This window comes from Rhizobium sp. 01L419, assembly GCF_056400025.1.
In genome coordinates this window covers 16,935-42,188 of the sequence record NZ_JBFTSM010000021.1, presented here as the reverse complement: position 1 = coordinate 42,188, position 25,254 = coordinate 16,935, and the positions used below count along the sequence as shown (strand labels likewise).

At 56.9% G+C, this 25,254-nt stretch carries 30 protein-coding genes; 9 read left to right on the top strand and 21 right to left on the bottom strand.

All coding sequences use genetic code 11. The annotated features are described in order from the left end of the window. Nucleotides 1-559: 559 nt before the first annotated feature. Nucleotides 560-706, bottom strand: coding sequence for a DUF1127 domain-containing protein (locus AC1DUP_RS30970; RefSeq protein ID WP_113296387.1), 147 nt, complete (start codon nucleotides 704-706; stop codon nucleotides 560-562). Nucleotides 707-1,112: 406 nt separating this feature from the next. Here AC1DUP_RS30970 and AC1DUP_RS30965 point away from each other — a divergent pair, with 406 nt between their 5' ends. Together AC1DUP_RS30965 and AC1DUP_RS30960 are read left to right on the top strand one after the other, a co-directional pair. Next, complete coding sequence (locus AC1DUP_RS30965) at nucleotides 1,113-1,274, top strand: hypothetical protein (protein ID WP_477836609.1); 162 nt, start codon at nucleotides 1,113-1,115, stop codon at nucleotides 1,272-1,274. A 73-nt stretch (nucleotides 1,275-1,347) separates the two neighbouring features. Then, a complete protein-coding gene (locus AC1DUP_RS30960) occupies nucleotides 1,348-2,268 on the top strand; it encodes a TIGR03571 family LLM class oxidoreductase (RefSeq protein ID WP_477836607.1) in 921 nt (306 codons plus the stop codon). 16 nt (nucleotides 2,269-2,284) lie between these two features. Here the strand turns inward: AC1DUP_RS30960 and AC1DUP_RS30955 are convergent, their stop codons facing one another. Continuing rightward, nucleotides 2,285-3,064, bottom strand: a complete 780-nt coding sequence (locus AC1DUP_RS30955) for a DUF1194 domain-containing protein (RefSeq protein ID WP_113296385.1) — start codon at nucleotides 3,062-3,064, stop codon at nucleotides 2,285-2,287. Between the two features lie 224 nt (nucleotides 3,065-3,288). Here AC1DUP_RS30955 and AC1DUP_RS30950 point away from each other — a divergent pair, with 224 nt between their 5' ends. After that, on the top strand, nucleotides 3,289-3,531 hold the full coding sequence (locus AC1DUP_RS30950; protein WP_113296384.1) for a DUF6074 family protein: 243 nt from the start codon (nucleotides 3,289-3,291) through the stop codon (nucleotides 3,529-3,531). A gap of 6 nt (nucleotides 3,532-3,537) precedes the next feature. On the opposite strand, the gene AC1DUP_RS30945 is transcribed toward AC1DUP_RS30950, so the two are convergent. From AC1DUP_RS30945 to AC1DUP_RS30935, 3 genes are all read right to left on the bottom strand, one after another. Further along, nucleotides 3,538-3,840 carry a hypothetical protein gene (locus tag AC1DUP_RS30945; RefSeq protein ID WP_477836604.1) on the bottom strand — a complete coding sequence of 101 codons (303 nt, stop codon included), beginning with the start codon at nucleotides 3,838-3,840 and terminating at the stop codon, nucleotides 3,538-3,540. A gap of 140 nt (nucleotides 3,841-3,980) precedes the next feature. Next, on the bottom strand, nucleotides 3,981-4,202 hold the full coding sequence (locus AC1DUP_RS30940; protein WP_477836602.1) for a hypothetical protein: 222 nt from the start codon (nucleotides 4,200-4,202) through the stop codon (nucleotides 3,981-3,983). Nucleotides 4,203-4,248: 46 nt separating this feature from the next. Then, the gene (locus tag AC1DUP_RS30935) at nucleotides 4,249-4,968 is read right to left on the bottom strand and encodes a Crp/Fnr family transcriptional regulator (RefSeq protein ID WP_477836684.1); all 720 of its coding nucleotides are present in this window, start codon (nucleotides 4,966-4,968) and stop codon (nucleotides 4,249-4,251) included. A gap of 119 nt (nucleotides 4,969-5,087) precedes the next feature. Here AC1DUP_RS30935 and AC1DUP_RS30930 point away from each other — a divergent pair, with 119 nt between their 5' ends. Further along, nucleotides 5,088-5,321: a DUF6894 family protein gene (locus tag AC1DUP_RS30930; RefSeq protein WP_113309657.1), complete on the top strand. Its 234-nt coding sequence runs from the start codon at nucleotides 5,088-5,090 to the stop codon at nucleotides 5,319-5,321. A gap of 374 nt (nucleotides 5,322-5,695) precedes the next feature. On the opposite strand, the gene AC1DUP_RS30925 is transcribed toward AC1DUP_RS30930, so the two are convergent. Then, entirely contained in the window at nucleotides 5,696-7,042 is a 1,347-nt protein-coding gene (locus AC1DUP_RS30925; protein WP_477836683.1) for a PQQ-dependent sugar dehydrogenase, read from the bottom strand. Next, entirely contained in the window at nucleotides 7,042-7,488 is a 447-nt protein-coding gene (locus AC1DUP_RS30920) for a DUF2231 domain-containing protein (protein WP_477836600.1), read from the bottom strand. Before AC1DUP_RS30920 ends, AC1DUP_RS30925 begins: the two co-directional genes overlap by 1 nt. A 94-nt stretch (nucleotides 7,489-7,582) precedes the next feature. Here AC1DUP_RS30920 and AC1DUP_RS30915 point away from each other — a divergent pair, with 94 nt between their 5' ends. Both AC1DUP_RS30915 and AC1DUP_RS30910 read left to right on the top strand, forming a co-directional pair. After that, nucleotides 7,583-8,131 (top strand): hypothetical protein, encoded by a 549-nt coding sequence (locus AC1DUP_RS30915; protein WP_477836598.1) that lies wholly within the window; start codon nucleotides 7,583-7,585, stop codon nucleotides 8,129-8,131. A gap of 12 nt (nucleotides 8,132-8,143) precedes the next feature. Next, nucleotides 8,144-8,419 (top strand): hypothetical protein, encoded by a 276-nt coding sequence (locus tag AC1DUP_RS30910; protein WP_477836596.1) that lies wholly within the window; start codon nucleotides 8,144-8,146, stop codon nucleotides 8,417-8,419. Here the strand turns inward: AC1DUP_RS30910 and AC1DUP_RS30905 are convergent. The 5 genes from AC1DUP_RS30905 to AC1DUP_RS30885 all read right to left on the bottom strand — a co-directional run bounded on the left by AC1DUP_RS30905 (nucleotide 8,416) and on the right by AC1DUP_RS30885 (nucleotide 10,818). Continuing rightward, entirely contained in the window at nucleotides 8,416-8,715 is a 300-nt protein-coding gene (locus tag AC1DUP_RS30905) for a hypothetical protein (protein ID WP_477836594.1), read from the bottom strand. The two genes, AC1DUP_RS30910 and AC1DUP_RS30905, sit on opposite strands and share 4 nt — an antisense overlap. A 135-nt stretch (nucleotides 8,716-8,850) precedes the next feature. Then, nucleotides 8,851-9,225 (bottom strand): hypothetical protein, encoded by a 375-nt coding sequence (locus tag AC1DUP_RS30900; protein ID WP_477836592.1) that lies wholly within the window; start codon nucleotides 9,223-9,225, stop codon nucleotides 8,851-8,853. Between the two features lie 442 nt (nucleotides 9,226-9,667). Then, complete coding sequence (locus AC1DUP_RS30895) at nucleotides 9,668-9,931, bottom strand: sunset domain-containing protein (RefSeq protein ID WP_113307297.1); 264 nt, start codon at nucleotides 9,929-9,931, stop codon at nucleotides 9,668-9,670. A gap of 90 nt (nucleotides 9,932-10,021) precedes the next feature. Continuing rightward, nucleotides 10,022-10,306: a SecDF P1 head subdomain-containing protein gene (locus tag AC1DUP_RS30890; RefSeq protein WP_477836589.1), complete on the bottom strand. Its 285-nt coding sequence runs from the start codon at nucleotides 10,304-10,306 to the stop codon at nucleotides 10,022-10,024. 248 nt (nucleotides 10,307-10,554) lie between these two features. Beyond that, entirely contained in the window at nucleotides 10,555-10,818 is a 264-nt protein-coding gene (locus tag AC1DUP_RS30885) for a DUF982 domain-containing protein (RefSeq protein ID WP_477836587.1), read from the bottom strand. 728 nt (nucleotides 10,819-11,546) lie between these two features. Between AC1DUP_RS30885 and AC1DUP_RS30880 the strand changes: the two genes are divergently transcribed. Beyond that, nucleotides 11,547-11,738, top strand: a complete 192-nt coding sequence (locus AC1DUP_RS30880; protein WP_477836585.1) for a hypothetical protein — start codon at nucleotides 11,547-11,549, stop codon at nucleotides 11,736-11,738. 130 nt (nucleotides 11,739-11,868) lie between these two features. On the opposite strand, the gene AC1DUP_RS30875 is transcribed toward AC1DUP_RS30880, so the two are convergent. From AC1DUP_RS30875 to AC1DUP_RS30850, 6 genes are all read right to left on the bottom strand, one after another. After that, entirely contained in the window at nucleotides 11,869-12,939 is a 1,071-nt protein-coding gene (locus tag AC1DUP_RS30875) for an ABC transporter ATP-binding protein (protein WP_477836583.1), read from the bottom strand. Next, complete coding sequence (locus AC1DUP_RS30870) at nucleotides 12,936-13,763, bottom strand: carbohydrate ABC transporter permease (RefSeq protein ID WP_477836581.1); 828 nt, start codon at nucleotides 13,761-13,763, stop codon at nucleotides 12,936-12,938. The genes AC1DUP_RS30875 and AC1DUP_RS30870 overlap by 4 nt, the downstream gene beginning before the upstream one ends. Continuing rightward, a complete protein-coding gene (locus AC1DUP_RS30865) occupies nucleotides 13,760-14,662 on the bottom strand; it encodes a carbohydrate ABC transporter permease (protein WP_113296374.1) in 903 nt (300 codons plus the stop codon). Before AC1DUP_RS30865 ends, AC1DUP_RS30870 begins: the two co-directional genes overlap by 4 nt. Before the next feature lie 106 nt (nucleotides 14,663-14,768). Next, nucleotides 14,769-16,001 (bottom strand): ABC transporter substrate-binding protein, encoded by a 1,233-nt coding sequence (locus AC1DUP_RS30860; RefSeq protein ID WP_477836578.1) that lies wholly within the window; start codon nucleotides 15,999-16,001, stop codon nucleotides 14,769-14,771. Between the two features lie 64 nt (nucleotides 16,002-16,065). After that, nucleotides 16,066-16,968 (bottom strand): sugar phosphate isomerase/epimerase family protein, encoded by a 903-nt coding sequence (locus tag AC1DUP_RS30855; protein WP_477836576.1) that lies wholly within the window; start codon nucleotides 16,966-16,968, stop codon nucleotides 16,066-16,068. Nucleotides 16,969-16,979: 11 nt separating this feature from the next. Continuing rightward, on the bottom strand, nucleotides 16,980-18,014 hold the full coding sequence (locus AC1DUP_RS30850) for a Gfo/Idh/MocA family protein (protein WP_113296371.1): 1,035 nt from the start codon (nucleotides 18,012-18,014) through the stop codon (nucleotides 16,980-16,982). 292 nt (nucleotides 18,015-18,306) lie between these two features. On the opposite strand from AC1DUP_RS30850, the gene AC1DUP_RS30845 reads away from it, so the two are divergent. Continuing rightward, nucleotides 18,307-19,347 carry a substrate-binding domain-containing protein gene (locus AC1DUP_RS30845; protein WP_477836574.1) on the top strand — a complete coding sequence of 347 codons (1,041 nt, stop codon included), beginning with the start codon at nucleotides 18,307-18,309 and terminating at the stop codon, nucleotides 19,345-19,347. Nucleotides 19,348-19,402: 55 nt separating this feature from the next. Here the strand turns inward: AC1DUP_RS30845 and AC1DUP_RS30840 are convergent, their stop codons facing one another. From AC1DUP_RS30840 to AC1DUP_RS30830, 3 genes are all read right to left on the bottom strand, one after another. After that, entirely contained in the window at nucleotides 19,403-20,365 is a 963-nt protein-coding gene (locus AC1DUP_RS30840) for a calcium-binding protein (protein WP_477836572.1), read from the bottom strand. A 180-nt stretch (nucleotides 20,366-20,545) separates the two neighbouring features. Beyond that, nucleotides 20,546-21,850, bottom strand: coding sequence for an HlyD family type I secretion periplasmic adaptor subunit (locus tag AC1DUP_RS30835; RefSeq protein ID WP_477836570.1), 1,305 nt, complete (start codon nucleotides 21,848-21,850; stop codon nucleotides 20,546-20,548). A gap of 10 nt (nucleotides 21,851-21,860) precedes the next feature. Continuing rightward, nucleotides 21,861-23,591, bottom strand: a complete 1,731-nt coding sequence (locus AC1DUP_RS30830; RefSeq protein ID WP_477836682.1) for a type I secretion system permease/ATPase — start codon at nucleotides 23,589-23,591, stop codon at nucleotides 21,861-21,863. A gap of 390 nt (nucleotides 23,592-23,981) precedes the next feature. Here AC1DUP_RS30830 and AC1DUP_RS30825 point away from each other — a divergent pair, with 390 nt between their 5' ends. Then, the gene (locus AC1DUP_RS30825) at nucleotides 23,982-25,241 is read left to right on the top strand and encodes an ABC transporter substrate-binding protein (RefSeq protein WP_477836568.1); all 1,260 of its coding nucleotides are present in this window, start codon (nucleotides 23,982-23,984) and stop codon (nucleotides 25,239-25,241) included. Nucleotides 25,242-25,254 lie beyond the last annotated feature (13 nt).

Below are 25,254 nucleotides of genomic sequence, written 5' to 3'. Positions count from 1 at the left end.
GGATCCATCCTTGCTCGACACGAATGACGTCGTGCCTGTCAGAAGTACGGGAAACACCCCGCTGCAGCCATTGCCCTGATGGCCATCTGTGGGCGATCGCGAGCTTTCATACCTGCTTCTAAGCCAAAAATAACATGAGTTCAATTATCATGTTTATACAATGCAGACACAGCGTGCCCATCAATCCTTGGTGGTGATCGCGGAACCTTGAAAATCAGCTTGTCGGGACGACTGGTGCCTGAGGCTATTGCCTAAAAAACAAGGCGCCTGCCGGGGGAGGAGAGATCCAGCAGACGCCTTTTATGACGCGTGGCGGCCGAAGGAGGAGCCACCACGTAGACGCTGGCTTGGGAGGAGGTAAGCCACGTCTCGGACAAAGCGACGAGGGAGGAGTTTCATCACTTTGTTGAACTGGCATGTAGGTCGATCGCTGCCGGTCTTCCAGGCATAGTTTTGCAAACCTGCCATGCGCTATGCGTTAAACGAAAGGCTTAAGCGAAACGAAAAACGCGCTCCCCTTCGTCAGGCGAGCGCGTTAGGCATTCATTAAGAACTGGAATTAGCGACCGATAGCTGCACGTGCAACGTCACGGATGTCGCCACGTGCAATACCGAGGTCGTTGAGCTCACGGCTCGACATACGGCCAAGCTCAGTAACGGTTTGACGATACTTGCGCCAGTTATTGAAAGTGCGTGCGATGCTCATTTTAATCCCCTTTCCGTGGGTCCAGCGACAGCTGCCAGGTAGCGGCGCTTCGTTCGCTTTGATGAGAAATATATAATATGGGGCTGCGAGAATGAGTAGCGTTCAGACTACAGTTCACCCATGCATAAATCGCATGACTAGGCAGGCTGTTGGCTTCTTCTGAGGCAGCTTCCTATCCGAGAGTATAGTTGCAGGAGGCCTGGCGAAGCCCCACGTGACCCCTTAAATCCTCCGAAGCCGATCAGGGGCACATTCGATGTCTAGTTCAGTCTGCGAAACCTATCCTGGAATATGCAGTAAATTCCGTCTCGCTCACCCTCGTCCTGTCCGTCTGTTCCACCCCGCAAACGACAACAGACAGAATGCGATCCGGCCACCCATCGTCGCTCTACCCACGAGCCTTCCAATGGACGCGGCCAAACCAATCTCTGCGCTGGAAGTCGGATCGGTGATTTCGCTGCTGGGGCTGCTCGTCTTCGCCGCACATGAGGAGATGGTGGCCTTCGCCCCCGCGGTCGCTTCCGCCCTCGAACAGTTTCTCGCGAGGGCACCGGTCGCCCTCTGGTAGCAGCAGTGTCTCATCCTATTGTAAAGCCTGCCCGGATGACCCAAGTGCAGGCGGGCAGCGCTGGAAATGACTGATGCTCTTTAAAAATTCATGGCTGACGATCGGTGTCGTTCTCCCCATGCAGGAGCGAGAGCGGCACGACATCGACTTCGGCCTTCAGCTGGAGCTTGCGCGCCGCGCCGATGAGCTCGGCTTCTCGGCAATCTGGGTTCGAGACGTCCCCTTGAACAGTCCGACCTATCCGGATCCCGTCGGGCATTCCGATCCATGGGTGCTCCTTGGTGCGCTCGCCGCATCCACCCAGTCGATCGCATTGGCGACCGGCGCAATCGTTCTACCCTTGCGCCATCCGCTTCATGTTGCCAAAGCGGCCCTGTCGATGGACATCCTATCATCGGGCAGGTTCGTTCTCGGCCTTGGTTCCGGCGACCGTCCGTCGGAGTTCGCGGCCTTCGACCGCAATGTCGACGACCGGCGCGAATTGTTTCGGTCCCACTGGGCTGCACTCGCCAATGCGCTTGACGGCCATGTCGGCTCGCAGACAGGTGAGGACCAGTTCGAGATCCGTCCGCGCAGCGGGCGTCGCATTCCACTGGTCGCCGTGGGTTCGTCCTCGCAATCACTCGAATGGATCGCCAGGAACGCCGGCGCCTGGATGACCTATCATCGGCCCCTTGGCGTCCAGAAGGACCGGATAGCCCTCTGGCATGGGGCGGCACAGCGCACGAACACCGAATTCCGGGGCCTGGGTCAGGCCATGGCCCTCGATCTCCTGGATACACCATCAGACCATATCGACGAGATCAATCTCGGATATCGAACCGGACCAGAGGGATTGCTCCAAGCTCTCGCCGCCCTCCGCAATCTCGGCGTTCACCACGTTGCTTTCAACCTGCTCGTCAATGGGCGCAAGGCTCTCAGCGATCTTGAGATCATCGCACGGGAAGTTTTGCCACGGTTGCATCAGACTGCAGACCTGCAGGCGTCTCGATAGTCTCTGGGGTGGGAGGCTAGCGGTCGAAGAAATTCTGCCAAAGCTTCTCGCCAACAAGGCAGTCCGTTGTCGGCTGGTTCATCGCAATTTTGCGGATCTGTGCCGGCGGTTCGAGGCCACTGATTTCCCAGACCAGCTTCCGGCGAACAGCAACGGCAAAATCCTCGATCTTATGGACAGGTAAAACGAAGGAGCCGGGGCCGCCGATCACGCAGTCACCGTAATATTTGTCGAGCCCCTCGGGCACATCGGATGGTCGCAGCATGATGGCAAGGCCATTGATGACGATGCCTGCCCCCAAAGCCACATCGCGGGCGGGCGTGACGGGATCCCCGGAATTGTTGGGACCATCTCCGGAAATATCGATCACTTCCCGATTGCTTTTATAGGGGCTGGCGGCAAGCATCGCGACGCCCTGAACGATCGCTGCAGATATGGATGTGCGGCGCTGGGTGGCGATCGGCCTCGCGTCCAGCTTGTCGGCGAAATCCAGCGCATCCTTTTCCGTTTCGATCACCTGCCAGTCGAGGACGGAGCCTGGTACGACATAGCCGGCCCATTCGAAATAGCTGATGGCGATCCGCCCGGTCAGCCCTCCTTTCACGGCGTCGAGGAACTCCTTGTGCCGCAGCGCCTCGACATAACCCTCGCGCTGAATGCGGACTTCTTCGTAATCCATGGAGCGGGACGTATCGACGGCCAGCACCAATTCGGCGTCGACTTCATTTTGGCTCGATTGCGCGATCGTGGCGGCGCCGCCGGACAGGCTCGCGAGTATCGCAAGTGTTGTCAGCATCATCACTTCCCATCACTGCGTTATCCTGAGAACTCTAACATAGCTTGGCGTGGCGGCGACCGCTGCCAGAGAGCATCCTGTCAATTTTCGGTGATGTCGGCTGCCCTTGAGCGAAAGGCCACATATGAGGAGCCATATCTCTACGACCAGCTTCACCACTTGTGAAGAACTCCTAGCCATTCTGCGGGACACTTGGCGATTCGCCCAGCAATGACGGAGATAGCATGCCGCTTCTGCAGTTTCCCGCCGACCGCCGCACAGCTGAGATAAGGCGCTGCGCCGAGGCCCTCCAGAACCTTCACGGCGAGGCGGCCAACCGCTTCTGGCGGTCGGAGATGGCCGGGTTGGCGGCCAATTTGAGAGAACAGGGCTGCAGCGATACTGAACTGTCGCGACAGGCCTCTCTCTTCATGGATGCAGTGCAGAGGGAGCTTCAGGTCGTCTATGCCGCCGCGGCGGAGCGATAAGAAGCATTATTTAGGAAAACGGTTGTAGAAGGATTGCGGGTCGTAAACGCACTCGTAGTCGAGCACGCACATCTCCCCGTTGGCGGCCCGCAATCTGGCCACACTATATTTGTCGCCTAACCGGCACTGCACAGGCGGGTATCGGAAGCTTCTGCCACCTATGCCCATGCGAATAAAGACTGCCTTTTTCTGCTGGATAATCTGCGCAAGCTCGCGGCAGGAATGGTCGCGGGCATTGACCTCCACAGCCTCGACGGCAAAGGCTGCCGTGGGGAGCAAAACAGCGGCTGCTACAATCAAACTTCTCATAGGACCTCCTGATGCGGGCGGGTTAACAGCAGCGCCTGCGACCTTCAATCGCAACATCAGCGCTGATGGCGCGCGATAAAGGTAGGATTTGGGCGGACGGCAAACCAGATCGATCCATCCACATTGAAGACGCGCTGGGCTCAGATCTTGCCGCGAGTGGCAAAGACCAGAGTCTTCAATTGCTCTTCGTCATGCACGCCCTGACGGTAGAGTTCGATGATGATCGCCGCCGAACGGCTCACCTCCTCATCGTCATCGGCAAGCCCGAACTCGGCCTTCAACACATCCAGCACATTCTGGCATTTGGCGAGGTCAACCGACGTCAGTGCTTCGTCGCGAGGCTTGATGTGACGGCTGATCATGATGTGTTCCCACGTTGGAGCGGACAGGTTTTTGGCACAGATATTTCTACCGCGCTTCAATCGACAGCGACAGATACCCAGCGTCGAAGCCGGCAATCTTCTGCAGCTTGTCCCAATCGAGAATGTTGACCACCCTCCCCTCCCAGGTAAAGGCCTTTTCTTTCCTGAGCGACTGCAGCGTCTTGTTCAAGTGAACCAGAGAAACGCCGAGAACGTCTGCCATGGCGTTCTGCGTCAGCGGCAGCTGGAAGCTCGGCCCGTTCGTCCGGCGCACGGTGCGAAGCCGCATGTAAAGCTCACAGATGAGATGGGCAATATGCGCCTTCTTCGAGCGGCGCCCCATGGCAACGATCCATTCGCGGTGCACCGCCCCGTCCACCAGCGTATCAAGCCACAACAGGCGCGTCAGATGCGGATTGGTTTCCGTGATCGCCTTCAGTTCCTGATGATCGACCGAGGCGATGCGACAGTTGGAGATCGCCAGAATACCGTGGTCCACCACCTTCAACGGGAAGGCATGCAGATCGGCGAAATCGCCGGCAACCTGCAAGGCGGTGATTTGCCGGGTTCCATCCTCCAGAAGCTTGTAGCGGGCAGCAAATCCATCCAGCAGCAGTGTCGAATGATTGGGCCTGCTTCCCTCGGATACGAGATCTTCACCAGCGGCCACAGATCTTTCCCGGCCGACAATCGAGCGTAGCAGCTCGATCTCGGCTGTGGAAAGCACATCATGACTCTCCAGATTGAGAAGAAGCGGCTCGATCACGAGAAGCTTTCCCAGTTCGAGGGGATGGTTGAAGACAGATGGCATTCCGACAGCGCAGATAAAGGGAACAATTTCAGTGGCCGGCACTTCATGATGAAATATTTCAATGGGGTGAGCAGATGGCCCGATACTTTTTCGACCTTCACAATGGTGACGGCCCGATCAGGGACAACGAGGGAATGGAACTGGCGTCGCGGGCCGACGTGTTGAGAGAAATGGCCCGAATCCTTGTCGATATTGCACGCGATGAGTTGCCGGCCGGAGAAAGGACGATCATATCACTGACGGTGCGGTCCGAAGAACGGCCGATCTCGGTGGCGAGCCTTGCCTTCTCCAACGAATGGCTGGAGTGATTCCGTCCCTCAAGAAGCGGGCTAACCGGTGAATAGCTGGTGGTTACTGCCAAATTCGCGCCCCCTGACATGACATGCATGACAATACATGTCGCGGGACCATAGCTGGCGGTCTATTCGCCAGCATTTAAATTTGACACAACTGACATCCAACCCCGCAGATGTCTGCGCAATGCGGCAAGTCCCTTTGCCGTGTTGATGAAAGAGCTCGCACGCACCACCTCGCGATCCCGGATGAAACAATCCCTCGACGCGACCTTTCGCTCCCGAAGCAGGGAGAAGGCGACGATCAACGACCTCTGATACAAAAATGCCGTCATAACGTTGCTGCTTTCGACAGCAGGAGCCTTGCGATGGGATGACGGGGCGTGGGTCTACTTCGCCGCCGTGACGCGCCAAACCGTATTGCCAACGTCATCGGCAATCAGCAGTCCTCCGGACTTGTCGACAGCCAATCCGACCGGCCGGCCATGCGTCTGGTCGTCGCCCTGAAGGAAGCCTGTAACGACATCCTGTGGATTGCCGTTCGGCTGGCCGTTCTGGAAGGGCACGAAGACAACCTTGTAGCCATTGAACTCATGGCGGTTCCAGCTTCCGTGTTCGCCGACGAAAGCGCCGCCCTTGTATTGCGCCGGCAGGTTGTCGCCCGTGTAAAAGGCCATGCCGAGCGGCGCGACATGCGAACTCAGCGAATAATCAGGGACGAGTGCTTTTGCTACGAGATCCGGCCTTTGCGGCATGACGCGCGGATCGATATTCTGGCCGAAATAGCTGTATGGCCAGCCATAGAAGCCGCCCTCCTTGACGGAGGTCATATAGTCGGGAACAAGATTCGGACCAAGCTCGTCCCTTTCGTTGACAACCGTCCAGAGTGCATGGGTCTGCGGCTCCCAGCTGAGACCATTGGGATTGCGCAGGCCATCGGCAAAGATCCTGAAGCTGCCGGTCTGCCGGTCAACTTCCAATATGGCGGCCCGGTTCTTTTCCGCCTCAATGCCATTTTCCGTGATGTTGCTGTTCGAACCGACGCCAGCATAGAGCTTGTTGCCGTCTTCGCTGGCGACAAGGCTCTTCGTCCAGTGATGGTCGATCGGCCCGCCGGGGAGCTCGGTCAGCACGGTGCCGGGCTCTGCGATCTTCGTCTCGCCGGGCTGATAGGAATAGCGCCTGATGGCATCGGTATCGGCGACATAAAGATCATTGCCGACAAGGGCCACACCGAAGGGCGAATTGAGATGGTCCAGGAAGGTTTCCTTGACCTCGGCAACGCCGTCTCCATCGGCATCCCGCAGTAACGTGATGCGATTGCTGCCTTCGTGACTGGAGCCGCCGCCAGAAGTCGCCATGGATTCAATCCAGCCCATAACAAGATCTTTGGGCCGCTTGATCGATGCGGCCGGCGGCGCGATGGATTCGACCGCCAAGACGTCACCGTTCGCCAGCACATAAACCGAGCGCGGATGTTTCAGCCCCGTTGCCAGCGCCTTGATCTGCAGTCCGTCGGCAACCTTCGGCGTCTCGCCCTCCTTCCATCCAATGACCGAGGCGACATGCATCGGCGGAACGAGATATTGCGACTGTTCCGGCAACTTGGCATTGGGGCCGATTTCGCTCATCGGATCGGGCTCGTTGTCGCTGCATGCCACGAGAAGTGCGCCACTGCTGCACAGGAAGGTTAAGGCCAAAGCGCTGGAGTGTAAAAAAGCAGGAGAGCGGGTCATCATTCGAGCCCTCCGATACGCTGGCGCAGAACGGTCGAGCCGAGCCAGGCATTGATCACGATCAGCACAGTTGTGACGATCGACAGTATCAGTCCTGTCGGCACAACAGATGTCCAGGCATCGCGGCTATGAATGAAGGCGTTGAAGAGCGATATCACGAAGGCCGCGACATTGCCGATGAGGTAAAGCCAGCCCACCCCGCTGCGCAGCGTCAGCCGTCCGATGAAGATGTCGATCAATATCGCAATGGCGGCCAATCCGCCAAGCAACAACCCGAAGGCTAGAAGCCAGGCGGAGAAATTGCTCCACATCATCTCCGCCGTTCGCCAATAGGTGATGTCGGTCAGCAGCGCGCCGACAAGGCAGGCGGCAGTAAAATGCAAGGGGACCGAGCGCAGGGGTGGCGCCACGATTGAGGGATAGGAGCGCGTAGTCGAAGACGTCATGATCTTGATCCGTAAAGGTCGCCCAGCGTCTGCTTAACCTTCACCACCTGCAATTGTTCCCGCAAGTGCAGCGCCAAAAGGGGGTTGCGGCATTTTGACCGGAACCTCCACGGTGGCAAGTGCTGCCCGTGCTCCGGAACGCGTGCTGCGCAGCGCGATCGGCGATCCAAACCTGATCGATTGGGACCGCGCGACGCAGCTGCAGAACAACAGCACCGGCATTCGGCTGACAGGTCCGGAGGCCATCGAGCAAGCTTCCCATGGCGGAACCGCATTGCCCAACGTTCAGCGCCTGGTCGAAGGTTCGAACGCAGGCCGCGCACTCACGGCGCCATTCTTCGCCGAGCGGCCGGCGCAAGTCGACAATGCCGTCGACCACCTGTTGGACCTCATTGCACCGCAGTCGCCGAACCCTTCCGTTATCGGTCCTCGCGCTTCGGAAGCGGCGACAAACGCAATCCGCGACGTGGAGCGCGCGCCAACGGCCGCCGTGCAACCGACCTATACCGCCGCGAATGCCGATCTCGTACCGGAAGATGTCGTACGCGGCATTCTCGGCAATATCGACAACGCGGTATCGAGCGACCAGACGGGTATTTTTTCGGGTATTCTCGGCGAGCTGCGAAACCGCTTGGTTGCTTAGCCGACGACGCCAGTGGCCGCGTCAACCGACGCCTTTGCGACCGAAGCGAACCAGACACCGGATGCAATGGCAACTCCGAAGATTATCACCATAAACAATGCTGTGCGTGCGGGCGGCATCCCGAACCTCGATGGGTTCTACGAAGTGTCGCATGTGGTGAGCACCGCCCGCAATTCCGTCAAATGGAAATGCCCTGTGCGCTATACGCCAATGACCAGTGGCGGTGGCCTGCATCCTCTGCGGGCCGGCTACAAGTACGTCAGAGATCAGGGCGTGTTCGCAGCCTAGGCGAGAGGCTGGCTTTTCCCAAGCAGCCTGGCAGCGAATGCCGCGACAGCATGAAGTGTCATTGCGAGCGGGGAAGGCGTCTTGATGATCGGCGGAAGTCCCATGACAAGGCGCTGGGTCGCTGTCAGAGACACGGTATCGGCAAGCGTCCACGTGTTGCCGATATCGATATCAACGAGCCCCTTGGCATGCGCCAGCTTCACGGTTTCATCGTCAGCCAGCCCAAGGCCCTCGATCTTGCCGCCGTCAGCGGCGATGTCGCGGATCAGTTCATCAATTGTAGTTGGAAGTTGCATTTTCGACCCATGACCCTTAACCCACGGTCAGCATAGCAAGTTGCAAATTACGCGTAAATCGTGCAGTGCAGCAAAGTTAGTATAAAGTCCAAAAAAGGTTACCCAAAAGGGTTAAGTACCCGAACACCCCCATCATCATTTGAGTGAGAATGAGAAACTACATGGGTCCCCTGCTTGCCAGGCAAGACGGGTCTGGGAAAAGGAGAGGATATAGGGTTCCCCGATCGTCGCTATGTCTGTTAATTCGATCGGCTCAATCCCTGATCGGGACTGGAAATCTCTACGCGACCCCTTTTGCAGGGTATAGTGGCAGTAGGGATTGATCGTGACGGAAAACGTTACCGTTCTCGCCGCACTCGGGATGATCTTGTAGAGGCGACCAAAGCCAAGCGCTTGACCGCTAATATTTAGGTCGTCTTTTAGTTGAAGGGTTTCCAGCGGTTCCGCCAAAGCGGCGACTGGGGAGACGGTCATTGTCGCAACCAGCAGCATTGAAATGTATTTCGGCATGATGTCTCCAAAAAAACACCCTACGCACATAACGGAATTAATAGCCAGAAATACCGACGGCTCAGCCTTCCCGCGAACCCATCATTCAAAGAGCCCGCCAATCATTGAAAGGCGGGCTCTTTAAAGATCGGATAGGATGCTGCAATACAATATGTATACCCATGGTCGCAAAAGGGCAACGTATACGAACGAAGTAGCCCACCGCCCCGCCATCCGACATTGCGAAAGTTTAAGGTGATGTCTGCGCGATGCCGGGCTATTGATCGGTGCCATGCGGATACAGTGGCTGATCATAGCGACCCTGATGAGCGTTCTGATGTGGAGTGGCCTTTATGAGGCAGCCTCGGCATTGCTTCTAAAAACGGGCCATCATGAGGTGACGATTGCTCACATAGAGCGGCGGATCGAGCGACACTTTCTTTGAGACCCCGCCACCACATCATCATCTGCCCGCGCGGCGCCACCCTGCTGCGCGGGCATCTTGCTCGGAACAAAACCACCGCTCTCCGAACTCAGCACGGATGATGGTATCGTCATAATATTCCTGGCCCCTGACGTGGTAGATCTTCGCGCCAGAACTGATCGAGATGTTCCCCTTGATGTCACAGGCGGGATCGTAAAGCGATCGAGGCACGAGAGAATAACCGCCGGCACCTAGGAACGATGCTGCAGACGATAGCAGGACGATAACCGAGAACTTGCTCATACCCTTTCATACAAGGAGGGCTTGTAGGTTTCGTTTTCGAAAGTTCTAAAATTCTAACGACCCCACTGCCCCCCAAATGCCGGCTCTTTGCTATTGACCGTCACGGGATCTGAGTTCCAGGGTCGACGTTCCGGCAACTAGCTTGTCGATCTTGTCCTTGTTTTCAGCTGGCGTTGCGCTTGCCGGAATGGGCACCTGGAGTGGTTCTCCGAGATACAAAAACTGTTCCATGATACGCGGCGATGAGACCACGCTCTCGTTGACTAGAATATCGATTTGCCTGCCTACCTGTCGACGAGTGAACTTTGAAAGCTCTTTAGAGCTGGCCGGCGTAAGATCTAGCTCAATTAGATCGCCCATGTTGGTGGTGCGCACGACTCTTCCGCCCGCGGCCTGACGTTCAACCGTTTCTGCCGCTACGGAACTCGACCATGCGATTGAGCACGAAAGGACGAGCGTGGCTTTAATTGCTTTAATTCGTTTTCTCGCTTCAGTTGATCACGGCTTCTCGATCATCTCTCATATGCAAAGTTTATAGGGAAGCCGAAAGCCGTCACCCCACCGCCCCATCATCAACCGCTACTGATGCCAGCCAGACAGGCGGCTAGATGCGTGCGGGGACTTCAATGAAGTGCGGTGAGCACGGCCACACCAGCTTCGTTGGCTGCTCGGAGAATAGCGCTTCGAAGCTCCCTGCTACTGGCTTTGCCAGTCATCACGTCCAGACACGCTTTCACCGCAGTTAGAAACTCCTCACCATCATCCGACGGCCAGTCTTTCATCAAAGCTTTGGCAGCGTCTTGGACAGTTCGGACGGTCAACCGCCGGCCGGGGTCCTTGAAGATGAGAATGACTTGCTCAAATTCGGTCGAGTTGTCGAATTTCATTACGCAGTACCCCCACATACGATCCACCAACACGTTTTGAGTGAGAAACTAATCGGAGGGTTGCAGAGTGTCGCGTGAAAAGCGCGTGACATGTGCGCTCGTCACTACGGGGCGCTATTGGCCTGATCGGTGATCACGTCCATGAACTCGGCGCTGTCCATCACCGTCGAGACGGTTCCATTCTCGTGGATGAAGATCAGAAGCCAATGCGTGCTGTCGAGTTGGAGGCTATGTGAAACCCGTTCATGGACTTGCCTCCCGTTTCCAGGATGACAACACGGCGCTGGCAGCAGGACCACCCGTCGGATCCGAGGAGCAACAAAGAGCCCGCCGAAGCGGGCTAGTTTTAGTGTGATTCCACACGAGTGGATCGCGCGGCCCCTGCCGGGGCGAGCAGTGTACGAAATACATTGCCGCGCGATCCTTGCACTCAACTTTGAGACGCGGGCAAAGTTCCGATGATTTAGCTGAAAGCCTTCCGGTGAGTGGGCGATTTCCCACATCGCCGCGACCTCGTCTCCCTATCATCAAATGATGGGAACATGCTCGAAGGCTCGCTTGCCAATGCAGCGCTTGATTTTCGGCAATTGTCATTATCGGGTAACAGTATGGCGGACACTGATCTGCCTGATGTCGGCAACTTCTTGTATATCCCCTAATCTGGGGGTTCATTCGAATCGCTGCATGTACTATGTTTGTAGCGTGATATTCACACGAGACAGGTACTGATGCCCCCAGAAATGTCCGGCTTTGAATGCACCCGCGGCAATGCCGTTTCCGGCAAGCTCAAGCTTTCAAGCAAACTGCCCTACTTTATCGTCGCAGGACTTGCTGTGGCCGTGTGGGCAAACTCTAGCGAACGCCCGCACGATACAGAGGTGGCAGCCAAGCAAGCTGTGCCGGCTTCGCTCGCCCGATAAGTACGGCAATGGCTCGGCCGACGATCATGGCTGCCGAGAATATGGCAATAAGATTTATCCCTGATAAGTCATGGTCGCGCAGCGTCCCGCAGTAGGCTGCTGCGGGAACCGATCAGACCGAAACCAGATCTCAAATTCTGACGCCACTGGTCTCATCAAAGAGATGCACCAGCGCCGGATTCACCGTTACGCCGATTGCCTGACCAGGGTGAACCGATCCCCTGCCCGTTTCGACTATCGTCAGTTCAGGCGTCGTCGCGGCAGTGATGAAGGTCGAGGACCCTGTGGATTCGACGACTGCGACCGGCACGTCGAAGTTCCCCTGCCCCTGATTGATAATGCCGATATGCTCCGGGCGGATGCCGGCGGTGACCCTGCGGCCGGGCTGGAGTTGATGGTCGATGGCGATATGCTGCCTGACCGTGCCGAGATCGACCGTCAGGCTCTTTCCGTCTTCTCCGACGATTGCCGGAATGAAGTTCATCGCCGGCGAGCCGATGAAACCGGCAACGAATTTATTGGCAGGCTTGTCGTAAAGGTCGAGCGGCCGGCCCTGCTGTTCGATGATACCATCACGCATGACGACGACATGGTCGGCCATTGTCATCGCCTCGATCTGGTCATGCGTCACATAAACCGAGGTCGCATGCAGACGATCGTGCAGCGCACGGATTTCCTTACGCATATGGACGCGCAGGGCCGCATCGAGGTTCGACAACGGCTCATCGAAGAGGAAGGCCTTCGGATGGCGGATGATCGCGCGGCTCATGGCGACGCGCTGACGCTGGCCGCCTGAGAGCTCACGTGGATAGCGCTTCAAGAGATGCGAAAGGCCTGTGGTGGCCGCGACCTCCTCGGCTGCCTTCTTCGCCTCCGCCTTTGCAATGCCGCGCATGCGCAGGCTGTAGGTGAGGTTTTCCTCAACGGTCATATGCGGATATAGCGCGTAGGACTGGAATACCATGGCGACATCGCGTTTACGCGGCGGCACGCCATTCATCAGCTCGCCGGCAATCTTCAGGCTGCCGTCGGAAATGGTTTCCAGGCCGGCCAGCGAGCGCAGTAGCGTCGACTTACCGCAGCCTGAGGGGCCGACGAGCGCGACGAATGTGCCTTTGGCGATGGAGAGATCGATGTTCTTCAGCGCATGGAAGGCGCCATAGTGTTTGTTGACGCCGGCAAGCTCGATCTGAGCGGTCATTTGAGGGCTCCCGAAGTAAGGCCGGATACGATGCGGCGCTGCAAGAGAACGAAGATGGCAAGGATCGGCGTCACATACATCGTGGCGTAGGCCATGATGTTGTTCCACTCATTGGTGTTCGGCCCCATGAAGGAATTGAGGCCGACGCTTGCCGGCTGAAGCTCGGCGGCCTGGATCATCGACTTGGAATAGACGAACTCACCGAAGGCCTGCATGAAGATGAGAATGGCGCTGACTAGGATGCCGTTGCGGGCAAGCGGCAGCACGATGTTGAAGAAGGCGCCGACGCGCGAATTGCCGTCGACGAGAGCCGCCTCTTCGAGCTCCATCGGAACCGCCATGAAGGTGGCGCGCACCAGCACCACGAAGAAGGGCATGCTCTTTGCGGCAATGGCGATGATGACAGCAAGCCGTGGATAATTCAGCATGCCGATCTGCGAGAAACCGACAAAGATTGGCGTAATCATGAGCGATGCCGGCAGGACCTGCAGCATCAGAATGAGGAACAGGCCGATATCAACCCAGATGTTGCGGTAGCGCGCCAACACGTAAGCGCAGCCGACACCCAGCACGGTGATGATGACGACCGCGCCGATCGCGATCACCAGCGAATTCCAGAGATAGAGCCCCATGTTCCGGCTTTCCCAGACATAGGCGTAAGTGCTCCATTGCGGCGAAGCCGGCCAGAAGCTTGGTGGTGTGGCGAACATCTCCGAACCGCTTTTCAGCGCGGTGATATACATCCAATAGAGCGGGAAGAGGTAGATCGCCGCCATGATGACGGCGATCACGAGCATCAGGCGATTGCGTGCAGTCTCGCTCATCCGCGCACCTCGTGTCGGGTCGAGCGGACATAGACCACAGAGGCGAACATCACAAAGACGATCATGATGACGGAAATGGTCGCGCCCTTGGCGAAATCATATTGGCGGAAGGATAAATCCCAGGCCCAGTATTGCGTAACGTTGGAGGAGTTGTTCGGCCCGCCCGAGGTGATGGCGGCAAAGAGATCGAACTGCTGCAGCGTGAAGATCAGGCCGAGTGCGATGATGGCGCCGATCGTTGAACGCATCATCGGCAGCGTGATGGTCCAGAAGCGTTGCCAGGCGGTGGCGCCGTCCAGCTCGGCGGCCTCATAGAGATCACCCGGAATGCCGGACAGGCCTACCGACAGAAGGATCATGTTGAACGACGTGCCGAGCCAGATATTGGCGATGATGACGGCATAAAGCGAATAATGCGGATCCGAGCGCCAGAAAATGTTGCTGGAGATGATGCCGCTTTCCTTCAGGATGAAGTTCAGCACGCCGAAATCGCCCGACAAAATCCAATTCCAGATCGCGCCGACGACGAGGCCGGGCATCACCCAGGAGACGAGAAAGAGGCCGCGCAGCCAGGAGGCGCCGGGGAAATTGACCCAGAAGAACAGCGCCAGACCGAAGCCGATCAGGAACTGTCCGGCAATCGAACCGACAACGAAGATCGCGGTATTATAGAGGATCGGCAGCGTTTCCGGCTGCGCGAAAAGATCCGTGTAATTCTTGAAGCCTACCCACGGGCGCGAGAAGGTGCCGAGGCTGAACATGTCAACCTCCTGGAAGCTCATCACAACATTGTAGATGAGCGGCAGGCCTGCCATCAGGAACAGAAAGCCGAGCGGAAAGGCGACCAGCACGATATCGAAACCGCGGCCATCCCTGACGCTGGAAAGGATCCTTCTCATGGGTCCTCCGATGCTCCGAACGGGGCTGCCTGGCGCTTCCACGGAAGACAGCCCCTGCCGGGAGGAAAAGGGTGGGATGGCCGAAGGCCATCCGGTGATGCGGGCATTAGCCGAGCACTGCCTTGATCTTGTCGGCAGCCTGATCAAGCGCATCCTTCGGGCTCATCTGGCCAGTGAGTGCAGCCTGGATGGCATCCTGGATCGCCTTGGAGATCTTCGGCCACTGCGGATGCGGACCACGCGGCTTGGCGTATTTCAGCTGCTCGAGGAAGACCTTCAGAGCGGCATCCTTGAGCGGCTCGCCAGTCTCGGGGATCGAGATGTCGGAACGGGCCGGAAGCTGGCCGAAATTCTTGAACATCTTGTCGTCCTGTGAAACGAAATATTCGAGCGCCTTGAAGGCTTCGGCCGGATGCTTGGAGGTCGAGAAGATCGCCCAGTTGAAGTCGCCCATGGCGGAAGAGCGCTCAGCGCCTTCGTTCGGCACCGGCAGCAGCGTCACGCCCCAGTCGAACTTGGCTTCCTTCATCATGCGGTCCAGTTCCCAGGGACCGGAGATCGCCATGGCAGCATTGCCGGAATTGAAGGTGCCGGTCGAATCCCACTGGCCCCGGGTCAGCGTATCGGGCGAGGCGAGCTTCTCGTCCATGACCGTTTTCCAGACTTCCAGCGCCTTGACGGCGCCATCGGCGTTGATGTGCTCATAGCTGCCGCCGCCCATCTGCGCCCAGGGCAGGAACTGGAAGGTCCCTTCCTCGTTGGCCTTGGCCGAGAAGGCGAGACCATAGACGTTCTTGGCCGGATCGGTCAGCTTGCGAGCATCCTCGACAAGCTCGTCCCAGGTCTGCGGCGGTTTGTTCGGATCGAGGCCCTTCGCCTTGAACATGTCCTTGTTGTAGTAAAGCGCGATCGTGTTCGTCGCCTTCGGCACGCCAAAATATTTGCCGTCCCATTCGACCGATTTCAGCGGCCCGGGGAAATAATTCTCAGGCTTGATGACCTTCGAATTCTTGATCATGTCGGTGATATCAAGGAAGGCACCGCGAGACGAAAACAGTGCATGCTCAGGATTGTCGACGGCGATGATATCGGGTGCCTGGCCGGTGGCATAGGCGCGCATCGCTTCGGTAACAACGTCGTCGAACTGGATCAGGCGATATTCGATCGTGATGCCGTTATGCTGGTCGTTGAATTCTTTGACCAGGTTCGGCGCCGGCTGGATGTCCTTGTCCAGCGACCAGAGCGTCAACTTGACGTCTTCCGCCTTGGCGGAAAGGGTAAAGAGAGACACGCCTGCAAGCGCAAGCGCGCCCAGAATTGCAAATTTGCGGATAGCCATGGTTCTCCTCCTTTGTGGTTATCCTTGCGATGGCCGGCATGTCCTCCGTGCCGGCCATAGTCACTCACACCGGATCGACGACGAAATCACCGCCCCGGGCATGTTTCAAATGGTTCAGTGCATAGACTTGGCCGGTCATTTCCAGAGCGTCGCGATAGACCGGATCGTGCCAGCCTTCGATGTCGATGGAGCCGGACCAGCCGGAAAGCCGCAGTTCGGAAATGATGTCGGTCCAGTTACTGTCGCCGAAGCCCGGCGTGCGCATGAAGACGAACTTCTCCTTGCCGAAGATGCCATGTTCCTTGATCACATCCCAGCGGATCGTCGCATCCTTGCCGTGGACGTGGAAGATCTTGCTTGCCCATTTGCGGATCTGCGGCAGCGGTTCGATCAGATAGACCATCTGATGGCAAGGCTCCCATTCGAGGCCGATATTATCGTCGGGCGTCTCATTGAAGATCAGTTCCCAGGCATCTGGGTTATGGGCGATGTTCCAGTCGCCGGTCGCCCAGTTGCCATCCATGGCGCAATTTTCGAAGGCGATCTTGACACCCTTGTCGGCAGCACGCTTGGCAAGCTCGCTCCAGATCTGCTTGTAACGCGGCAGGCTCTCGGTCAGTGGCCTGTTTCTGACACGACCGGTGAAGCCGGCAACGCAGGTGGCGCCGAAGTGATGGGCGTTGTCGATGCAATCCTTCCAGCCTTGCAGCGTCTGCAGGTCGATGTCGGTTTCCTCAAGCGGATTGCCGAACATGCCGAGCGTCGAAATGGTGATGTCGCGATCGCCGATCGCCTCCACACTGCGCTTTCCGAGTTCGGCGAGATCCTGGCCGTTGGTGGTCTGCCAGAAAAAGGGCTCGAAGCTTTCGAAGCCCATATCGGCGATCTGGGCAATGCGCTTGTCGGCGCCGCCCTTGGAGGCGCTGACCATGGTACCGATGCGAATGGCTTTGGCGGGATTGCTCACGTCATCTGTCCTTATGCTGAAATTTCGACACGGCGCCCGGTCCTGGCGCTTTCGATCGCGCCGAAGACCATGGCGAGGCTTCGGATATTGTCGGAACTGACCGTCTCCGGCCGCTTGCCCGTGCGGATCGCCTCGACGAAGCTTGCGATCACGCTGGCATGGCCGTGAGTTTCTTCGGCGCGTTCCGGCGCCGGAACCTCGATCGGTGAAAAGCCATGAAGCAGGCCTGGTTCATTGCCGGAGGTAGCTGCGTTGAACCCATCCTCACCGTCCCAGGTCAGCATTCCCTTCGAGCCGACAATGCGCCATTGGCTTTCCCAGCTCGTGCGCTCGCCTTCGGCACACCAGGAACCGCGATAGGTGAAGACGACATCGTCGGAGAATTCGAAGGTGGCGTTGGCTGAAGCACCGTGGCGATACCAGGAACCCCTAGGATTGCGTTCGACACAATAGACGGCGAGCGGCTTCTTGCCTGCTACGTAGCGGGCCGCATCGAAAGTGTGGATCGCCATATCGAGCAGCAGGACATTATCCATCTCTTCGCGGAAGCCACCAAAATGCGGGGCGATGAAGAAGTCGCAATGAATGCCGGTGAGCTCGCCAATCGCCCCACTTTCGACGAAGCGGCGCAGGCGGCGCACACCGGAAATGAAGCGGCGGTTCTGGATGATCGCGTGGATCTTGCCGGTCTCGGCGGCGAGATCGATCAAGGCTGCCCCTTCGGCAAGCGAAGTTGCCATCGGCTTCTCGCTGAGCACGTGACAGCCGGCCTTCATGGCTGTCGAAACAACATTGAAACGGGCGGCCGGGATGACGACGTCGAAGACGATGTCAGCCTTGGTTTCGGCAATGACGGTGGCGAGATCGCTGCCGATGCGAGCCGCGCTCAAGCCGAATTCCTCGGCGAGCTTTTCGGCGGCGGCAGGGTTGACGTCGACGAGCCCGACGATCTCGATCGCTTCGGCAAGATCAGGTGTTTCCTTGATCGCGCGCAGCCAGCCTTTGGACATAGCTCCGCACCCGCACAGAATGGCATTCAATTTCACGATTTCCTCCAGCGGTGCGCTTCAGATTTCCTCCCAAAACGCCTTCCGTAAACGTTTACGATACTAAGCGGAAACGTTTACTGCTGTCAATGGCCGGGCATTCCGGTTAAATGCTGCGAAAAATCACAATGCGAACGGGCGCTTAGGCCAAAACCTTCGGCAATGCAGCAAAGGGTTTTTTTTGAGTACCCCGCAAAATGACATCCTGCCGCTGCGGCAAACGCTTTCCGTAAACGTTTTCCCATGGCAATAAGATTGGATGGCCAGTATTCCGGAAGAAAGATCGCCTCAGATGAAGGGTATTCGCCAGCTCGCAAAACATCTCGACATATCCATCGGGACGGTTTCCCGCGCGCTGAACGGCAAGACCGATGTCAATGAGGAGACGCGCAAGCGGGTGCTGGCTGCCGCGGAAGAGTTCGGCTACGTCGCCAACCAGTCCGGCCGCAGCCTTCGTCAGGGCACGACCAACGTCATTGGCCTGATGATCGAGACCAGCAAGGAAACGGTCGAGAACAGCGACAACTTCTTCCTTGGCGTGACAGGTGGGCTGCAGAGCGTGCTATCGCGCCACAAGCTCGATCTCGTCATGCTCCCCTGCCCCAGTGACGAAGACCCTTATGAATATCTGAAGCGTATGGTGGCACGCCGGGTCGTCGATGCGATGATCATCTCCGCAACCCAACGTATCGACAAGCGAATCGATCTGCTCGTCAAGGCGAAGATCCCCTTCGTGGCGCTCGGCCGAAGCTCTTCCGGCGGCGGCAACTTCACCTGGATCGACCTTGATTTCGAAGGGGTTGCGACTTGCGCCGTCGACCGCCTGGTCTCCAAAGGACATCGCCGCATCGCCATTGCCGCACCATCAGGCGAAATCAATCTCGGTTATGTCTTCGTCGATGCCTATCGGAAGGCTCTGGAAAAGCACGGGATCAAATATGATCCGGAGCTGGTGATCCGCGTGAAATCCAGCGAACAGGGCGGCTATCAGGCCGGCCACGAACTGCTGCTGAACAAAGACAAACCGACGGCCATTATCCTGATCTACGAACTGATGGCGATCGGCCTTTACCGCCGCTTGGTCGAAGCAGGGATTGTCCCAGGCCGCGACCTTGCCGTCATCGGCTTCCGCGAGGAACCCCGCGCCAAATTCCTGCAGCCAACGCTGACTTGCTTCCGTATGTCGCTGCCCGACCTCGGTGCCGAACTCGCGGAAACCTTGCTCGCGAGCATGCCGGCCTATTCTGAAATCTACCGCAACAGTGTTCGCAACCGGATCTGGCCGCTGGAACTCGCTCCAGGTGAAAGCGATGCTTTTAGTCTGAAGGACTAGCCTTCGAATCGGACATGCCGCCCGAGGGCGGCATGTCATTAATTCGTTCAAATCGTTATGCAGTGAACCAGCTATGAATGTCCTGGGTGATATTGCCCTTCAAGATAATCGATTCATCCTGATGGCCGACGGCCGATCCGATATAGGAAACGATTGTGTCACCCTTGAAGTGGTCGACACTCCAGTCGTCCGCTACGGTCCCCTCGACTTTGATTTTGTCGACTAAGGCATTAAAGCCTTCGATCACGTCCGTAGAGAGAGACGCGGCCATGTCTCCGAGTTTGAAGACAAACGTATCCGCACCGCCGCTAGCGACCATATGATCGACCCCAAGACCGCCAATGACCGTCGACGACTTCAGATTGACGCCCGAGAGATCGATCGTGTCGTTGCCAGCGCCTGCATTGATGATAACGGAGGAATTGCTGCCATCCGTGACGCCGGCGCCACCATTAACGGCAGTTGCACCGGTGATTCCGCCAACTGCAGTCATGCTCTGGCCGGCCTTGATGGTAATCGTATCGTTACCAGCACCCGTGTCGATCGTAGCTGCGTTAACCCAGTTCTTGTCATTTGACAGAAGCGAGATGGTAACGGTGTCGTTACCATCGCCAGTCGTAACATTTGCACGCTTGACGTTGAGAATTTCGACCGTTGAATTTCCGGTGCCTTCGAGATGTACGTCAACCTGAACGAAATCTTTAAAATGAAGGTTTTCCGAGTTGTCGGACGTCGCGAGCACGTTCTTAACCGAATTCCACTTGCCCACAACGTCAAAGTTGAAGGAATTCGCGTCTGAGTCGTACTTGATGGCGACGTCGCCACCAGTGCCAGAGCCGCTGACCGGGGCAACACCCACATTGACAGAGCCCGATTGAAGCAGCGATCCGTTTTGGTCGGTTACTTTCTGCTTCTGTGTGCTGTCGTCAAGAGCGCTATTGTTCGTTGCATCGATGCTAGTGAGATCAGCAACGGTAGATGCACCACCGTTACCGAACGTGACTGACAAGCCTGCCATGAATGTTCTCCATTGCTTTTCTTTGAATAAAGCTTTTTCGTTGCGACGCCCGATACACTAACTCAACAGCGACAAACGTCTAATTTCACTAATAGATAAGCATAAGATTTTGGCAAGTCTATAACAGTGTTGAAAGAGATATTTAATTGGACCCTTTTTGGGACAATATCCCTTTGACTATCACTCTTCTCTGAATGCCAACCGCAACCTATCTTTGAAAGGCTTGGTGAAATACGATATTACCGTGCGGTCAGAGATTTTTATAAATATTTCGGCGGGCATACCTGGATAGAGGGAACCTTCGGTGAGGTTCTTCAGAGTGGCTATATCAGGCGTTATACGCAGCGAATAAAATGCCGCCCCGGTGCGCGGGTCCATCTGAAGGTCAGGCGAGATGACGGAAACTTTTCCGGCAATATCAGGCGTCGTCGTCTGGTTGAAGGCCGTAAACCGGATATCGACCGGCTGCCCCTTATAAATCTGGTCGATATCCCTGGGCACAATGGTCGCTTCAACTTGCAGCACGTCATGCTCGGGAACGATGAGCATCAGGACCTCGCCCGGCTGGACGATTGCATTGATATTGTGAACGCCGAGTTGGTAGATTCTGCCGGCAATCGGCGCCCGGATCTCAAGGCGGGCGAGTTGGTCTTTTGTCGCGGCCAGTCGTTCTTCATACTCGGCAATGCTGGCCTCGACGGAGGTCAGATCCTTGGAGACCTCCGATTGCCTGTCTTCATCGAGTTGCAGGAGCTGAAGGTCAAGCTCACCGATTTTGCCTTCGGTTTGTGCGCGAGCCGCGATACCTTGACCCATCTGCCCTTCAAGCTCAGACTTGCGGCGTTTATAATCATTCAGTCGCTGCTGCGTCGTCAGGCCCTTTTGATAAAGCGTATCGACCTTCTCAAGGTCTTGATCAACAAGGCCAACCTGATCTCGAATCGCATTAATCTGGACCGTTAGACCATCGACTTCATCGGTCAACTGCTGTTTCCGCGTTGCGACCTGTCTCTTCATACCTTCAAGTGCATTCTTTCGGCTGATAAACAGATTCTGTTCGCTTGCGACCAGCGTCGAGGCGGATTTGGACGTGGTAAGCTCGGATAGTTTTTCTGGTACGACCAATTCCGATGCGCGAGATGCTTCGGCCCGCAACCTGGCGCGGCGTGCATAAAGCTGCGCGAGGGTATTTTCGGCGATGGTGAGATTGGCCTGCACGACGGTTCCGTTCAAGCGGACGAGCACCTGATCGGCATCCACCCTGTCGCCCTCTTTCACGTCGATTTCGCTGACAATCCCGCCAGTCAAGTGCTGAATCTTTTTTGTATTGCCCTCGACGATGACGCGCCCGGACGCAATGACCGCGCTCGAAAGCTCGGTCGTCATCGCCCATCCAAAGACGCCGACGACAAGGCCGAACGCCAACAGGACGACAGCGGCAATGTGCTTGGCGAGCGGTAATTTCGTCAGATTTTGCAAACGCATGGCGGCCCCATTACATATCGTTCGCAGCGGTTGACGATCCGGCATCCTCGATTGCCCGCGGCTGATGATCCGATGTGACCGGCCGGATATTCTGACGCAGCACCTGCCCGAAAATTTCTTCCTTCGTGCCGAATCGCTGCAGCCTGCCGGCGGCGATAACCGCGACCAGATCCACATTCGCAAGCGCGCTCGGCCGATGCGCAATGACGATCACAATGCCGCCCCGTGCCCTTACGTTGGCAATGGCGTTGTTGAGAGCGTTTTCACCTTCCGCGTCCAGGTTCGAATTCGGTTCATCCAATATAACGAGGAACGGGTCCCCATACAGCGCGCGAGCTAGGGCAATGCGCTGTCTTTGACCCGCCGAAAGGGCGTCGCCATTCGCGCCGACCTTGGTCTTGTAACCTTCCGGAAGGTTCAGGATAAGCTCATGAACATTTGCCGCTTTCGCCGCGTCAATGATCGAGACAGGAGTCGCATCGGGGTGGAAACGGGCGATGTTCTGAGCAACCGTGCCGGCCATCAGTTCGACTGTTTGCGGCAGATAGCCGAGATATTGGCCAAGCTCGTCCATGTCCCACTGATCGAGATTCGCACCATCAAACCGCACCTTGCCATGACGTATCGGCCAGGCGCCGACGATAAGACGAGCGAGCGTGGACTTGCCGGATGCGCTCGGTCCAATTACGCCAAGCGCGCTTCCCGCCTGAAGCTCGAAGGAAACGTCCATCAGCGTGATTGCAGACGCACTGGGCGGGGCTCCTGTGAGATTTTCAACCGAGAAGGTGAATGCTGGCCGCGGTAGTGAAAGAGCCTTCTCTGTTTCCGGCGCGATCTGGAATAATTTCTGAAGCCGCTTCCAGCCTTGCCGGGCAGATGTGAAGCTGCGCCAGTTGCCGATCGCCTGCTCCACCGGCGCAAGCGCTTTCGCTGACAGAATCGACCCGGCGATGATGCTGCCCGCCGTGGCATCGCCGTTGACCACCAGGACAGCACCGACAGCCATGACGCCGGACTGAATGATCATACGCGCCGACCGCGACGCTGCACCGTAGGCACCAATGATATCGGCACCGCGCCGGCTCTGGTTTTTGTACTCGCCGTGAAGGCCTCGCCATATGGTCATCATGGTGCCCGACATGCCCATGGCCTGGATGGCTTCGGCATTACGAACACTGCCACTTGCAAACATATTACGCTGGCCGCGGGCGCTCGCCGCTTTCTCGTTCAACGTTACCGTGGACCAATTCGTCAGCAACGCTATGACAACGAGAATGACAGCACCGATCAGAACACTGATGCCAATCCAAGGATGAAGCATGAAGCAAATAAGCAGGTAAAATGGCAGCCACGGGAAATCAAACAGCGCGTTGGGACCGCTGCTCGAAAGAAACCCGCGAATCTGATCGAGGTCGGAAAGGGCCTGAAGACCATCACCCCTGACCTCCCCGGAGAAGGGCATCTTGAGAAGCGCCTTATACATGCGCCCTTCCATCTGCTGGTCCAGAATGTCGGCCACTCGCGTCAGCATCTGACCGCGGACCACATCGAACCCCATCTGAAATCCGTAGAGCAACAGGACAAGCAAACATAAGGCAATCAGCGACGGAATGCTCTTACTCGGCAGAATTCGATCATAAACTTCGAGCATGAATAAAGAGCCGGTCAAGTGCAACAGATTAATAAATCCGCTTGCAACTGCAACCGTAAGGAACGCATGCCATGTTCGAGATAGAGACAATTCGTTATCGATTTGCTTACTAAGACGAACGTCATCAAGCACATTCTGATGCAGAGATCAATCAATTGCGTGAAGTCAAAGTGCGCCATTTTTGGTGTTTAATCGGTTGAAATACAATCATCACTAAGCTTTAGCGAAAGTAATTTAGCTAACAATACAACCTGTGCTGCACTTCTCTAAGTCGCTCTGGTTGTTTTTTTCGACATAACTTCTTATGCGTGCGCCCATAACGCGAATATTATCGTAGAGAAGCTCCGGCAACGGTAGCTTTAAGTCATTCACGCGACCTCTCCTGTCACGAAAACTTCGCACAGTCTTCAAGAAACTGTCTCGTCTCCGCGCTAATCGTCGCCAAAATGAAATGCAATTTTTTTTGCAGAGGAGAAAATTATGTCAATGAAATTGCATAATACGGCTATGGCCAGCGTCGTCGCCCTGATGTCCATGGTCGGTTCGGCGCATGCCGATACGACCGTGAAGTTTTGGCACAGCTTCAGCAAATCCTCCGGCGAGGCGCTCAACAAGATCATCGCCAATTTCGAAGCTGCCAACCCCGGCATTCATATCGAAGGCGAGTTCGTCGGCGATTACAATGATATCGTCGCCAAGCTGCAGGCGGCCATTCCCGCCAATCGCGCACCCGATGCCGTCATCATGGAAGTGACCCGCTACGGTCTCTTCGCTGACCGCGGCGCGCTGATCGACCTCACGCCCTATTTCAATGCCGACCCGCTGAAGCATGACCTTTACGATTACGCTCGTGAAGTCGGCGTCTATAACGGCAAGAACTATATCGTGCCGTTCAACTCTTCCACGCCGGTCCTCTATTACAACAAGGACATCCTAGCGCGTGCCGGCTTCACGACGGAACCGACGCTGAAGACTTTCGCAGATATTCTTGCTGTTTCGAAGACAATCACCGAGAAACTCGGCTCGGAGGGCATCACCGGTATTGCTGCTCCCGGCCAGTTCGCCCGCTGGGGTCTCGTCATGTCCAACGACAGCGAGTTGATTGATTCCAAGACCAACGACATCCTGCTCGACTCGCCGAACACGATCGAAGCCTATCAGTGGATGGCGTCGCTGGTTCATGACCAGAAGGTTGCCTCTCCAGATGGAGTCACCGATGAAGATGTCGGTCGCGACGCTTTCTACGCCGGCAAGGTCGGCATCTCGCTGAATTCGACGGGCGACTACGGCGGCGCCAGGAAGGCGCTCGGCGACAAGCTCGAAGTCCGCCCGATGCCCTGCAACAAGGTCTGCTCCGTTCCGATCGGCGGCGCCGGCATCGGCATCCTGGCAACCTCGCCGAAGGACGTTCAGGACGCTGCCTACAAGTTCATCAGCTATGCCGCTTCGCCGGAAGCCAACGCCGTCTGGTTCGCCGCGACCGGCTATCTGCCGATCAACAAGAAGAGTGCCGCCCAGCCGGCTGCCGCCGAGGCGCTTGCCAAAAAGCAGGGCATTGACGTTGCCATCAAGCAGCTCGACTTCGCCCATGGCCGTGCCCGTCCGCCTGTCGTTACCTGGATGCGTACGACCGAATACAAGATGTGGGAAGCCATGGCGCTCGGCCAGCGCGATGTCACGGAAACGATGAAGGACTTCGCCACGCAGACCCGCGAAGAAGCCAAGCGTTCCAGCAACTAAGCCTTTCCCTTCA